The following is a 12,748-nucleotide window of genomic DNA, read 5'->3' on the forward strand; positions in this document are numbered from 1 at the left end:
GCGGCGGGCGCGGAATGCGGGTATAAAAAATTGTGCAATGCACAATGAAAGGGCGACGAATGCACGCTGCGCTATGGTGGGGTCTGGAGTTTCCGCGCGGCCTGTGCGCGCTGGGCGCCGAACAGTGGCGCGTCCGGCGGCAATGGCTGCGCTCGGGCTGTTTTCACGGCGCCACGGTGTGGCGCGGCGCCGCGCCGTGGCCGGACAAGCTGCGCCGCGTGTTGACGCGCGCGGGGTCGGACTGGCTGGCGCTATGCTTTGACGACAGCCAGGCGGCGGAGGCCTTGCTCAGCCAGATGCGGGCGCATCCCCTCTGGCGCGGCGAGGCCGGCGACCGGCTGCTGGCCTGGCAATTGAACGGCCAGCGCCAGTGGCGGGCGGGCCTGTTGCAATGGGGACGGGCGCTGTCCCTTTAGCCGTGCGCGGGGAAACCGCTTCCAGCATCGGCGAATAGCCGCCATAATCGCGGCTTTCCATCGCACAGGGCGGCACGCCATGGCCAATCATTCCTTGTTGACCCCCGCTCAACTGCAAACGCTGGCTCCGCAATTGCAACAGTACGCGCAAGACCAGTTCGGCATCGAGCTGGGGCAGTTCGACGCGCAATTCCTGTTGGACTTCGTCGCCGACAAAATCGGCAGAGACATTTACAACAAGGCGTTGGACGACGCGCAGTTGGCGCTCGCCGCGCGGATGGAGTCCCTGCAGGCGGCGATTTGGGAATTGGAGAAGTAGGCGCGGAGCGCGCGGCCTTGCCGCTTGCATCCGGTTTGCGGGTACAATCGGCGTTCCACCCTTCACTTGCGGTACCCATGCTCTACTTGCGTTTGATGTTGAAAGGCTTTGTGCTGGCGATTTTGCTGGTGGTGCTGGGCTTCAGCTACGTGGCCTGGAGCATCGTCGATTTCGGCGGCAGCGCAAACGAACCGCAAGCCGACGCGGCGCTGGTGTTGGGGGCGGCGGCCTGGGGCAAGCGCCCGTCGCCGGTGTTCCGCGAGCGCATCAATCATGCAGTCAAATTGTACAAGTCCGGCAAGGTGCGCTGGATTGTGTTCACCGGCGGCACGCCGGAACCGGGTTATCCGTCCGAAGCCGACGTCGGCCGCGACTTCGCCGCCAAGCAAGGCGTGCCGATGACGGCGATGCTGGCGGAAAACCAGTCGCGCACCACTTGGCAAAACCTGGAAAACGCGCGCGAATTGAGCAGCCAGTTCGGCATCCGCTCCTTCCTCTTGGTCAGCGATCCGCTGCATATGCGCCGCTCGGTGCTGATGGCCACCGACATCGGCCTGACCGCCTATCCCGCGCCCACGCAATCCAGCCGCTACCGCACGCTGTCCAGCTGGTCCCGCTTCCTGGCCAGGGAAACCTGGCTCTATATCGGCTACCGGGTGTTCCGCAAGCTGTCCTGATCGCGCCCGCGGCTCGAAGCGTCCAGGCATAAAAAAACCGGCGACAAGCCGGTTTTTTCACGTCGGACGGAAAGGGATCAGCGGCTGTGCCACAGATCGATCAATTCGCCGCCTTCCACCGATTTCACTTCGGCGCGGGCTTGCAGCCAGGACAGCAGTTGCAGGCGCAGCTCGTCGCTGATCTTGACCTCGCCCACCGGGAAGGCCACGCCTTCCAGCTTGCCGGCGCCGTCGAAATGGCCGCCGAAGCTGATGCCGGCCTCGTCCACCTGGATCAGCCAGGCGTCCAGCAGCGCCTCGGAATCCGCGCCGTCGTGCAGCATGGAGATCAGATGAAAGCCCAGCTCGCGAAATTCGCCTACACGCATTTTCTTGCGTTGGCGGGTTTTCAGACGGCTCAGGCGGTGCGGGGAGTTGGGGTTGCGCAGGGACATGACTGCTCCTTATTCAAAGACCTGGCGATGATAGCAGGCTTGCCGGCTTTGTGCTCCGCCGGCTGCGCGTAGGTTTCTGTCACTCTAACTAAACAAATATCATATAAAAAGGTAATTATTTGCCGTAGTCATTGCCATTGGAATGGAATTAGTATTTTTTCTCATTCTCAATACATGAAATGGATGACTACAGGGATGAAAAGCACAAAAACAATATTGGCTGTGTCCGTGATGTCCGCGTTGCTGAGCGCATGCGGCGGCGGTGGCGGCGGCGGTAACGCCGGCAGCGGCGGTTCCAGCGTCGGAACGTCGGCATCTGGCAGGATGCTGGCGACGGACGGCGCGGAAGTGGCGGCGCTGACGTGCTCGGGCAATGTGTGCCGCTTGCCGGCCTCGGCCGGCAGGGCGCAGTCCGGCTCCGTCTACCAGTACACCAATACCGGCGCGCAGGCGCAAACGGTGTCTATCAGCGGCAAGCCCTTGAGCGCCGCCTGGCAGATGGTGGTGTCGCGCATCAGTTCCGGAGACACTTCGGGCCAGGCCAAGCTGGCCGCTTCCGGCCTGCGCGGCGGGTCGGACGCCGCGGCGGAACGTCTGGAGGCGGAGAGCCAGGCGGTGATGGCCGCGGTTGGCGCGTCGGCCCGCTCCGGCGCCTTGTCGCTGCGCGGCGCCGGTTCGCACCGGCTGCTGGCGGAGCAGGCGAGCTTGCAGGCGGCCAGCTACGCGATCGGCGACAAACGGGTCTGGCACGATATGGACGGCGATAGCGCCACCAGCCTGCAAGCCATGCGCGATTTGCCCAACGGCGGCGGCAAAGTTTACGTCTGGGCGCAGGACGGGTTGGACGTCAGCGTGGGCAGCGATCAGGCCGACGCGCTGGCCGAGCGCTTCGCCAACAGCGTCTATCCCTTGGAAGCCTCGGTCGTCAGCGAGCCCTGGGGCAATGACATCGATCCGGGCTGGCGCGCGCTGGCGCTGCCCGGCGACACCAAGGACGTGCACCTGGTGCTGAGCCGGCTGAACGATCCGAATCAGACCGGCGGCGGCCGCTTGCTCGGCTATGTGCGCTGGACCAACGCCTTGCTGGCGTCGGCCGCGCCGGCCATGTGCGGCGGCGACCAAGAGTGCCGCGACGTGGTGGGCAAGAGCAATCAGGCCTTGGCCACCTTCGTGGACCTGGACACCTTCGCCCAGGCCGATCCGGGCCGCAACTGGAATATGAAGGGCAATGGCCCCAGCCTGGCCCTGTCCACGCTGGCGCACGAATACCTGCATGTGCTCTACGCCTACAACAAGATCCTGCGCAAACCGCCGGGTTCCGGTCAGCCTACGGTATGGGAAAACGAGCTGGCGGCCCAGACCATGGGCTATCTGGTGTCGGCGGACACCTTCACCGGCGGTCGCGGCAGCGACGCCAACTCCCATCCGGACCTGCGCCGCGGCGGCGATTTCGAAAGCTTTCTGCGCCGGCCGGCTTGCAATTTGAAGGGCTGGAGCGTGGCGGCGTCGAATTACACCTGCTACCCGAAGGCGCTGGCGGCGGGCATGCAGATGCTGCATCAGTTCGGCGCGGGCGTGATGAAGCCGTGGGTGACCGGCGCCAATACCGGCGAAGCGGCCTTGAACGACGGTTTGCGCGCGGCGGGCGCCGGCGATTACAGCAGCCTGATGCTGCGTCTCAACACCACGCTGGCGCTGGGCGGCAATCCGGCCAGCGGTTACGGCTTCCCGGCCAAGACGCTGAGCCTGCCGGCCAACCAGTATTTCCCGAACGGCAAGAGTTTGTTGTTGCCGGCGGTGCCCTTCCAGGCGCAGGAAATCGGCTGGAGCGCGTTGGCGACGGCGGAAACCTATAAGCAGAGCCTGCCGCTGTCGCGCGGCGTGGCGCGGGTGACGGTGCCGGCCAACAGCCATCTGATCCTGCTCAAGCCATGATGCGCGGACTGCTGCTGTGGCTCGGCCTTTGCGCCGGCGCCGGCGCGATGTCGCTGCCGCCGTGGGAGGAGGGCACCCTGGTCGCCGTCGGCGCGCCGCCGCTGGTGCGCTTGGGGGTGGAAAAGGGGGATGGAGGCACCTTCGTCATCCAGCCCGCTGCCGACGGCCAGGGCCTGGGGGCCGCGGAAGTGGCCGCGTTGAAGCAGCGGACTGGTTCGCGCATTCGCTATCGGGCCGGGCCGTTCAAAGCCCATCCGCTGCTGGGGCGCGAGGCCGTGCTGCTGCAGGCGGAAGTACTTGAGACGCGTTGAGTCGTAAAAACCGCCTGGCTTCGAAGAAGCCAGGCGCTTGTCTTCCGCGTCTACAGACCCAAATCCCGCCACATCGCGTCTACGCGTTGTTTGACCGCCTGGTCCATCACGATGGGCACGCCCCACTCGCGGTTGGTTTCACCCGGCATCTTGTTGGTGGCGTCCAGGCCCATCTTGCCGCCCAGGCCGGACACCGGGCTGGCGAAGTCCAGATAATCTATAGGCGTATGCTCGATCAAGGTGGTGTCGCGCACCGGGTCCATGCGCGTGGTGATCGCCCAGATCACTTCCTTCCAGTCCCGGGTGTTGACGTCGTCGTCCACCACCACGATGAACTTGGTGTACATGAACTGGCGCAGGAAGCTCCAGCATCCCATCATCACCCGCTTGGCGTGGCCGGGGTATTGCTTCTTGATGCTGACCACCGCCATCCGGTAGCTGCAGCCTTCCGGCGGCAGGTAGAAATCGACGATTTCCGGAAACTGCTTTTGCAGAATGGGCACGAAGACCTCGTTCAGCGCCACGCCCAGCACCGCCGGCTCGTCCGGCGGCTTGCCGGTGTAGGTGCTGTGGTAGATCGCGTTTTCGCGCAGGGTGACGCGGTCCACGGTCAGCACCGGGAAGCGGTCCTGCTCGTTGTAATAGCCGGTGTGGTCGCCGTAAGGGCCTTCCATCGCGGTGTCGTCCGGATGGATATGGCCTTCCAGCACGATCTCGGCGCGCGCCGGCACTTGCAGATCCGAACCCAGGCATTTGGTGAGCTCGGTGCGGCTGCCGCGCAGCAGGCCGGCGAACTGGTATTCGGACAGGGTGTCCGGCACCGGCGTCACCGCGCCCAGGATAGTGGCCGGGTCGCAGCCCAGCACCACCGCCACCGGGTAAGGCTCGCCGGGATGCTGTTGGCAGAATTCGCGGTAATCCAGCGCGCCGCCGCGGTGGGCCAGCCAGCGCATGATGACGCGGTTGCGGCCTATCAGCTGTTGGCGATAGATGCCCAGGTTCTGGCGTTTCTTGTTGGGGCCGCGGGTCACGGTCAGGCCCCAGGTGATCAGCGGCGCCACGTCGCCGGGCCAGCAGTGCTGGATAGGCAAGCGCTCCAGATCGACTTCCGCGCCTTCCCATACGATTTGCTGGCATGGCGCTTTGCCGACCTCCTTAGGCGCCATCGACAGCAATTGCTTCAGCAAGGGCAGCTTGTCCCAGGCGTCTTTCAAGCCCTTGGGCGGCTCCGGTTCTTTCAGGTAGGCCAGGGTCTTGCCGATCTCGCGCAACTGCATCACATCGGCGGCGCCCATGCCCAGCGCCACGCGCTCGGGCGTGCCGAACAGATTGGCCAGTACCGGGTAATCGAAGCGTTTGCCGTCCTTGACTGCCTGTTCGAACAGCAGCGCGGGACCGCCGGCTTTCAGTACCCTGTCGCCGATCTCGGTCATCTCCAGATGCGGGGAGACCGGGGCCGCAATTCGTTTCAGCAGGCCTTGTTGTTCCAATTGGGAGACAAACTCCCGTAAATCTGCATATTTCATGACCATCTCATGATCTGGCGCAAAGTTTGATATTAGGTGCTTGGATAATCTGCCACCGGACGCCGAACGCTACTGCTGCCCGCAGTCAAAGTCAACGATGGCGGCAAGCGCCAGGCCTGCATTCGACCAAACATGACAGGAGAACCCAATATGAAAAAGCTCGCTCTCGCCGCAATGATCGGCCTGGTTTCCGCTAGCGCCTTCGCCGCTCAAGGCGACATCCTGGCGCGCTTCCGCGTGATCAATGTCAACCCCGACGCCAGCTGGAGCAACTCTGGCGTAGTGTCGGGTTTGAATGTCGACGCCAAGGACAGCTGGGCGCCTGAGGTCGACTTCACCTACATGATCACCAACAATATCGGCGCCGAGCTGATTCTGGGCACCACCCGTCACGAAGTCACCACCAACACCTTCGGTTCCGTCGGCAAGGTATCGGTGTTGCCGCCGACCTTGACCCTGCAATACCACTTCGCTCCTGACGCCACCTTCCGTCCCTATGTGGGCGCCGGCATCAACTACACCCGTTTCTACAATGACGGCCTGAAAGCAGGTAGTGCGACAGATCTGAGCGTGAAGAAAAACAGCTGGGGTCCGGCGCTGCAACTGGGCGCGGACTACGCGATCAACAAGAACTGGTTCGTCAACCTGGACGTCAAAAAAATCTGGATCAAGACCGACGTGACCGCGGATCAGCTGGGCGGCGCCAAACTGGGCGAACTGAAGATCGACCCGTGGGTATTCGGCATCGGCTTTGGCACCAAGTTCTGATCGGCTCGCCGCTTTGAATCCAAAACGCCCTACGGGGCGTTTTTTTCTTGCTTGTCGCGTTAGAATGGCCGATTGAGAACTTTCCGACACTGGAGAAGCAAGATGACTGATTGGGTTGCCCAGGCGGTGCGCAAGATAGAGGCCGATTTCAATCGCTCCAGCGACACCCATTTGATCCCGCTGCCCATCCCCGGCGCGCCGGAGATACAGCTCTATTTCAAGGACGAATCCACCCATCCCACCGGCAGCCTCAAGCACCGGCTGGCGCGCTCGCTGTTTCTATACGGCTTGTGCAATGGCTGGATACGCGAAGGCAGCACCATCATCGAGGCTTCCAGCGGCAGCACCGCGGTGTCCGAGGCCTATTTTTCCCGCTTGCTGGGCCTGCCCTTCATCGCGGTGATGCCCAAGAGCACCTCGCAGGAAAAGATCCGCGCCATCGAATTCTACGGCGGCCGCAGCCACCTGGTGGACGATCCCGCCACCATTTACGACGAATCCAAACGCCTGGCGGAAGAGTTGAACGGCCATTACATGGACCAGTTCACCTATGCCGAGCGCGCCACCGACTGGCGCGGCAACAATAATATCGCCGACACCATTTTCACCCAAATGGCCTATGAGCCGAATCCGGTGCCGGACTGGATCGTATGCGGCGCCGGCACCGGCGGCACCTCGGCCACTTTCGGCCGCTATGTGCGCTACCAGAAACTGCCGACCAAGGTCTGCGTGGTGGACCCGGAAAACTCGGTGTTCTACGACAGTTTCCATACCGGCAGCATGGACTGCCGCTGCGAAGGCGGCTCCGGCGTGGAAGGCATAGGCCGGCCTCGGGTGGAACCCTCCTTCATTCCCACAGTCATCGACAATGTGATCCGGGTGCCCAACGTCGCCAGCTACGCCGCCATCCACTTCCTGGAAGAAGTGCTGGGACGCCGCTGCGGCGGTTCCACCGGCACCAATTTCTACGGTGTTTGCGAACTGGTGGGCCAGATGCGCAGCCAGGGCCGCAGCGGCTCCATCGTCACCTTGATCTGCGACGACGGCAACCGCTACCAGGGCAGCTATTACAACCACGATTGGCTGCAGGCCAACGGTTTCGATATCTCGAACTGGGTGGAGCGCTACCGCCGCTTCTTCAATGAAGGGCAGTGGTAAGCGCTGTTTGGCGGCGCGTAGACGGCGAGATGCCGACAGTTGTTGTCAAAAAGCATCAATTATTTGAATTGAAACCATGTTGCGCCGCACCGAAAACCCAGCGTGCGGCGCGCGGTTTTCTGCTGAGAAAATAGCAACTTACCGGCCCGGCCCGAACGCCCGGTTCGCACAATGGAAAAAATGCGCTGAGGTCTTGAATTTTCAAGGGATTTCAACGGCCCCAGCTTTATCTTTTTTGTTAAACTGGCGCCCTTTTTCTTGGGCGGGGAAGACAATGGCTCTCCTTGAAATCAAAAATGTCGTCAAGCGCTTCGGCGACTACACGGCGGTCAACAATGTCAGCCTGTCGGTAGAGGCAGGCGAGTTCTTCACCCTGCTCGGGCCCTCCGGTTGCGGCAAGACCACCTTGCTGCGCATGCTGGCCGGCTTCGAGCAGCCGGATTCCGGCCAGATCCTGCTGGACGGTCAGGACATGTCGCAGGTGCAGCCGGAAAAACGTCCGGTGCACACCGTGTTTCAAAGCTATGCCTTGTTCCCGCACATGACGGTGCGCGAGAACATCGCCTTCCCGCTCAAAATGGCCAAGTGGGACAAGGCCAAGATCGCTTCCCAGGTGGACGAATTGCTGGAAGACGTGCGCCTGACCCAGTTCGGCGACCGCTACCCGCACGAGATGTCCGGCGGCCAGCGCCAGCGCGTGGCCATCGCCCGAGCGCTGGTGGACCGTCCGCGGCTGCTGCTGCTGGACGAACCGCTGTCCGCGCTGGACGCCAAGCTGCGCGAAGAAATGCAGCTGGAACTGATCAATCTGCAAAAAGAAGTGGGCATCACCTTCGTCTACGTCACCCACGACCAGGGCGAAGCGCTGGCGCTCAGCCACCGCATCGCGGTGATGAGCCACGGCCAGGTGGAGCAATTGGACGCGCCGGAAACCATTTACAGCAAGCCCAAGAACCGCTTCGTCGCGGACTTCCTCGGCCAGTGCAATGTGCTGGAAGGCAAGGTCAAGCGCGTGGACGGCGACACCATGCTGGTGGACCTGAAAGGCTGCGGCGAAGTGCGCTGCCTGACCGTGCCGGATGTGCGCGAAGGGCAGACCGGCTGGCTGGCGTTGCGTCCGGAAAAGGTCAAGCTGGACAAGAGCCTGCCGGCCCATGACGACGAAGCCTATTTCAAAGGCCGCGTTCACGATTGCCTGTACCTGGGCGACGTTACCCTCTACGTGGTGGAAGTGGGCGAGGGCGTGATGGTGGAGGCGATGCTGCCCAACAGCATTCCGGGCGTCGCCAAATTCTTTGACGACAACGACATCGTGGAACTGGCCTGGCGCTTCGACGCCGGCAGCTTCCTGACGGAGTAAACGCGCATGGCGATTCGAGATCGATTCGGCAAGTGGGCGCTGTCGTGGCCGCCGCTGGTCTACCTGATCCTGTTTTTCCTGGTGCCGTCGCTGATCATGGTGGTGGCGGCTTTCCGCAATCCGGGCGATTACGGCGGCCTCGCGCCGATGTACTACTTCGAGGAAGGCAAGCTGGTCTGGGATCTGACGCTGGACAACTTCCGCCGCTTGGTGGAAGAGCCGCTCTACATCGAGCTGTTCATCAAGTCCGCCGGCTATGCGGGGATCACTACCGTGGTTTGCCTGTTGATGGCCTATCCGCTGGCCTGGCTGATCGCCCGCTCCGGCAAGAAATACCGCGACCTGATGTTGCTGCTGGTGATCCTGCCGTTCTGGTCCAACTTCCTGATCCGCATCTACGCCTGGATGATCATCCTGGGGCCGCAATCGGCGTTCACCAAAATGCTGAACGTGGTGGTGACCTCGCTGGGTTTTGAACCGGTGCGTCTGCTGTTCACCCCGTTCGCCGTCATCGTCGGCCTGGTCTATGTGCATCTGCCCTTCATGGTGTTGCCGTTATACGCCAATCTGGAAAAACACGACATGGCCTTGCTGGACGCGGCGCAGGATCTTGGCGCCAACGCCTGGCAACGCTTCTGGCGCGTGACCTGGCCGCTGAGCCTGCCCGGCGTGTTCGCTGGCTCCGCGCTGGTGTTCATCCCGGCGCTGGGCATGTTCGCCATTCCGGACATTCTGGGCGGCACCGACTCCATCATGATCGGCAACCTGATCAAGCAGCAGATACTGGACACCCGCGACTGGCCGTTCGGTTCGGTGCTGTCCATCATGCTGACCGGCGGAGTGTTGTTGATCGCGGCCCTGGGCGCGATGGTGGGCAGAGGAGGCAAGAAACGTGGCTAAGAAACAATCCCGCTGGTTGTGGGCGTCGGCGCTGCTGACCTATCTCTTCCTCTATCTGCCGCTGGTGATCGTGGTGCTGTACTCGTTCAACGATTCCAGACTCAACGCGGAATGGGTGGGCTTCACCCTCAAGTGGTACGACAAACTGTTCCACAACGAGAAGATGCTGAGCGCGGCGGCCAACTCGCTGATCATAGGCATCATCGCCAGCGCCTGCGCCACCGTGCTGGGCACCTTGGCCGGCATCGCCATGCATCGCTACAAGCTGCGCTTGCTGCCCTTCCTGGTGCTGACGCCCATCGCCATCCCGGAACTGCTGATGGGGGTGTCGCTGGTGATCTTCTTCGTCATCGTCAACCAGCTGATCGGCATTCTGGAACTGGGCATGATCACCATCCTGCTGTCCCACGTCGCCTTCTGCATCGGCTTCGTCGCCATCGTGGTGCGGGCGCGGATGCAGGGCATGGACGACAGCCTGGTGGAAGCGGCGCGCGATCTGGGGGCGACGCCGTTCCAGGCCTTCCGCCTGATCACCCTGCCGGTGATCAAGCCGGGCATCATCGCCGGCGCCCTGATGGCCTTTACCTTGTCCATCGACGACTTCGTGATCACCTTCTTCACCGCCGGCGCAGGCGCCAGCATGCTGCCGCTGGAGATTTACTCGATGATCAAGATCGCGGTGACGCCGGAAGTGAACGCCGTTTCCAGCTTGCTGATGCTGTTGACCCTGGTGCTGATCGTCATTGCTTCGCGCGTGTCGCCCAGCGCGCTGCGGGCCAATGGCTGAGAGCCTGTTTAAGTAGTAGGGCCCCGGCCGGGCAACAAGGGAGCCGGCCGGTTTTTCATGTAGTCGCAACGCACTCGTGCGAATAGAAGGAAAAACGCAATGAAAAAAGTCCTGGTGACGCTTGCCCTGGCCGTATCTGCACAAGCGTACGCAGCGGAAGAATTGCACCTCTACAACTGGAACAACTACCTGTCGGAAAGCACCGCCAAGAGCTTCGAGGCTTATTGCAAGTGCAAGCTGGTGCAAGACTTCTACGGCGACAACGAAGAAATGCTGGCCAAGCTGGCCGCCGGCGCCAAGGGTTACGACATCGTGGTGCCGACCGGCTTCGCGGTGGAAGCGCTGATCAAGCAGGGCAAGGCGCAGCCGCTGGACAAAAAACAGCTGCCCAACTTCAAGAACCTGAACGCAGGCTATCTGAACAGCTTCTTCGACAAGGGCAACCAGTACTCGGTCCCCTACGCCTTCACCACCACGCTGCTGGGCTACAACGAAACCAAGCTGAAAGAGTTGGGCTTGCTGGACAAGGCCAATAGCTGGGCGCTGATCTTCGATCCGGCCGTATTGGCCAAGCTCAAGGGCAAGATCACCGTGCTGGACTCTCAGCGCGAGCTGGTGTCCGCCGCCTTGATGTATCTGGGCAAGCCGGCCAACTCCACCAATCCGGCGGACTGGAAAGCGGCGCGCGACGTGATCCTGAAGGCCAAACCCTACTGGGCCGCCTTCAACAACCAGAGCTATATCAAGGAACTGACCGTAGGCAACATCTATGTCGCGCTGGGCTATTCCAACGATATGTACCAGGCGCAGCAGGACGCCAAGAAGGCCGGCCGCAAGTTCGGCGTCAATTTCGGCTTGCAGAAAGAAGGCAACACCCTGTCGCTGGACAACTTCGTGGTGTTGAAGGACGCGCCGCGCAAGGACCTGGCTTACAAATTCATCAACTTCATGCTGGACGGCAAGAACGCCTCCGGTCTGACCAACGAGATGGGCTCGGGCAACCCCAACGCCGCCGCCGGCAAGTTCGTCAAACCGGAACTGACCAAGGTGCATGCGATCTTCCCGACCGCCGGCGAACTGCCGCGCCTGCAACAGCTGAAGGACTTGAACGCCAAGGACCGTCGCGAGCTGAACAAGGTGTGGTCCGAGATCAAGCTGAAGTAAGCGGGATACTCTATATAGGAAAAGGCCGGGATTCCGGCCTTTTTTATTTCAGTCCCAGCGACGGCGCGCCAGCTCGCCGATGGAGGCGATGCGGATGTCCACATGCGCAGGCCGCCGCACCTGCTTGCTGACCCAGACCGTTTTCATGCCCAGCTTCTTCGCCGTCAGCAGATTGGGCAGCGAGTCCTCCACCATGATGCAGTGTCGCGGATCCAGCCGCTCTTGCGCCAGAACTTTACGGAAGGCGCCGACATGCGGCTTGGGCACGTAGTCCACTTGCTCGACGCCATATATGGAGTGGAAGTGCCGCTCTATCGCCAGGCGCTGCAAAATGCCTTGCACATAATGGTGCGGGCCATTGGAGAAGATCAGCTTGCGGCCCGGCAGCGCGCTCAGCGATTCCGCCAGATTGTGCTCGGCGAATAGCCATTGCTCCAGTTCTTCCAGCTTATGGGTTTCCAATAGGAAGTCATGAGGGTCGATGCCGTGGTGGGTGACCAGCCCATGCATGGTGGCGCCGTATTGCGCCCAATAGCGCTCGCGCAGCAAGCGGGCTTCCACTGCGTCCACTTGCAGATGTTTCATCATATAAGCGGACATCGCGTGGCTGATATGGGCGAAGATGCCGCCGCTGGCGTGGTGCAGCGTGTCGTCCAGGTCGAAAATCCAGGTTTTGTTGCGCATGATTGTGCTTCTAGAAGGGCGGACGAGGAGGGGAATTATCGTTTTTTCAATCCGGAAACGACAGTCCCTACCAGTGCATGGCGGCTACGCTGAAATTCTTCATATGGATGATTCAATATAAATCATGGGGATAGCTTGCGAGAGGCCTCTTTTGTCAAAAATCTTTCACGAAAGGTGTTGACGGGTTTAGGGGGCTGACGTATAGTTCGCCTCCTCAGCAGACAACGCAGCGCCGGATAACGAAACGCAGCGACCTGCACCGATCTTTAACAGAACGAATAACCGATAGGTGTAAGTGCTCGGTCGATG

At 61.7% G+C, this 12,748-nt stretch carries 14 protein-coding genes; 11 read left to right on the plus strand and 3 right to left on the minus strand.

The window, feature by feature from the left end:
• Positions 1 to 59 precede the first annotated feature (59 nt).
• From ACODSD_RS13180 to ACODSD_RS13190, 3 genes are all read left to right on the plus strand, one after another.
• Entirely contained in the window at positions 60 to 416 is a 357-nt protein-coding gene (locus tag ACODSD_RS13180) for a hypothetical protein (protein WP_253315144.1), read from the plus strand.
• Positions 417 to 495: 79 nt separating this feature from the next.
• Positions 496 to 735: a DUF2164 domain-containing protein gene (locus ACODSD_RS13185; RefSeq protein ID WP_107798007.1), complete on the plus strand. Its 240-nt coding sequence runs from the start codon at positions 496 to 498 to the stop codon at positions 733 to 735.
• Between the two features lie 77 nt (positions 736 to 812).
• A complete protein-coding gene (locus ACODSD_RS13190; RefSeq protein ID WP_019103655.1) occupies positions 813 to 1,412 on the plus strand; it encodes a YdcF family protein in 600 nt (199 codons plus the stop codon).
• Between the two features lie 77 nt (positions 1,413 to 1,489).
• Here the strand turns inward: ACODSD_RS13190 and ACODSD_RS13195 are convergent, their stop codons facing one another.
• Positions 1,490 to 1,846: a 50S ribosome-binding protein YggL gene (locus tag ACODSD_RS13195; protein WP_107798008.1), complete on the minus strand. Its 357-nt coding sequence runs from the start codon at positions 1,844 to 1,846 to the stop codon at positions 1,490 to 1,492.
• A gap of 324 nt (positions 1,847 to 2,170) precedes the next feature.
• Here ACODSD_RS13195 and ACODSD_RS13200 point away from each other — a divergent pair, with 324 nt between their 5' ends.
• Positions 2,171 to 3,781 (plus strand): M30 family metallopeptidase, encoded by a 1,611-nt coding sequence (locus ACODSD_RS13200; RefSeq protein ID WP_227106677.1) that lies wholly within the window; start codon positions 2,171 to 2,173, stop codon positions 3,779 to 3,781.
• A complete protein-coding gene (locus tag ACODSD_RS13205) occupies positions 3,778 to 4,092 on the plus strand; it encodes a hypothetical protein (protein ID WP_235084707.1) in 315 nt (104 codons plus the stop codon). The genes ACODSD_RS13200 and ACODSD_RS13205 overlap by 4 nt, the downstream gene beginning before the upstream one ends.
• Before the next feature lie 50 nt (positions 4,093 to 4,142).
• Here the strand turns inward: ACODSD_RS13205 and ubiD are convergent, their stop codons facing one another.
• Entirely contained in the window at positions 4,143 to 5,618 is a 1,476-nt protein-coding gene (gene ubiD / locus ACODSD_RS13210; RefSeq protein ID WP_235084704.1) for a 4-hydroxy-3-polyprenylbenzoate decarboxylase, read from the minus strand.
• 150 nt (positions 5,619 to 5,768) lie between these two features.
• On the opposite strand from ubiD, the gene ACODSD_RS13215 reads away from it, so the two are divergent.
• From ACODSD_RS13215 to ACODSD_RS13240, 6 genes are all read left to right on the plus strand, one after another.
• On the plus strand, positions 5,769 to 6,386 hold the full coding sequence (locus tag ACODSD_RS13215; RefSeq protein ID WP_488877537.1) for an OmpW/AlkL family protein: 618 nt from the start codon (positions 5,769 to 5,771) through the stop codon (positions 6,384 to 6,386).
• Between the two features lie 102 nt (positions 6,387 to 6,488).
• The gene (locus tag ACODSD_RS13220; RefSeq protein ID WP_474455556.1) at positions 6,489 to 7,544 is read left to right on the plus strand and encodes a PLP-dependent cysteine synthase family protein; all 1,056 of its coding nucleotides are present in this window, start codon (positions 6,489 to 6,491) and stop codon (positions 7,542 to 7,544) included.
• Between the two features lie 274 nt (positions 7,545 to 7,818).
• A complete protein-coding gene (locus ACODSD_RS13225) occupies positions 7,819 to 8,904 on the plus strand; it encodes an ABC transporter ATP-binding protein (protein WP_107798016.1) in 1,086 nt (361 codons plus the stop codon).
• A 6-nt stretch (positions 8,905 to 8,910) separates the two neighbouring features.
• Complete coding sequence (locus tag ACODSD_RS13230; RefSeq protein WP_488877538.1) at positions 8,911 to 9,804, plus strand: ABC transporter permease; 894 nt, start codon at positions 8,911 to 8,913, stop codon at positions 9,802 to 9,804.
• The gene (locus ACODSD_RS13235) at positions 9,797 to 10,591 is read left to right on the plus strand and encodes an ABC transporter permease (protein ID WP_227106685.1); all 795 of its coding nucleotides are present in this window, start codon (positions 9,797 to 9,799) and stop codon (positions 10,589 to 10,591) included. Before ACODSD_RS13230 ends, ACODSD_RS13235 begins: the two co-directional genes overlap by 8 nt.
• A 99-nt stretch (positions 10,592 to 10,690) precedes the next feature.
• Positions 10,691 to 11,755, plus strand: coding sequence for an ABC transporter substrate-binding protein (locus ACODSD_RS13240; protein WP_107798018.1), 1,065 nt, complete (start codon positions 10,691 to 10,693; stop codon positions 11,753 to 11,755).
• A 48-nt stretch (positions 11,756 to 11,803) separates the two neighbouring features.
• Here the strand turns inward: ACODSD_RS13240 and ACODSD_RS13245 are convergent, their stop codons facing one another.
• Entirely contained in the window at positions 11,804 to 12,439 is a 636-nt protein-coding gene (locus ACODSD_RS13245; protein ID WP_107798019.1) for a pyrimidine 5'-nucleotidase, read from the minus strand.
• Between the last annotated feature and the right edge of the window lie 309 nt (positions 12,440 to 12,748).

The sequence above is a fragment of the Chromobacterium sp. FG22 genome (assembly GCF_057809415.1).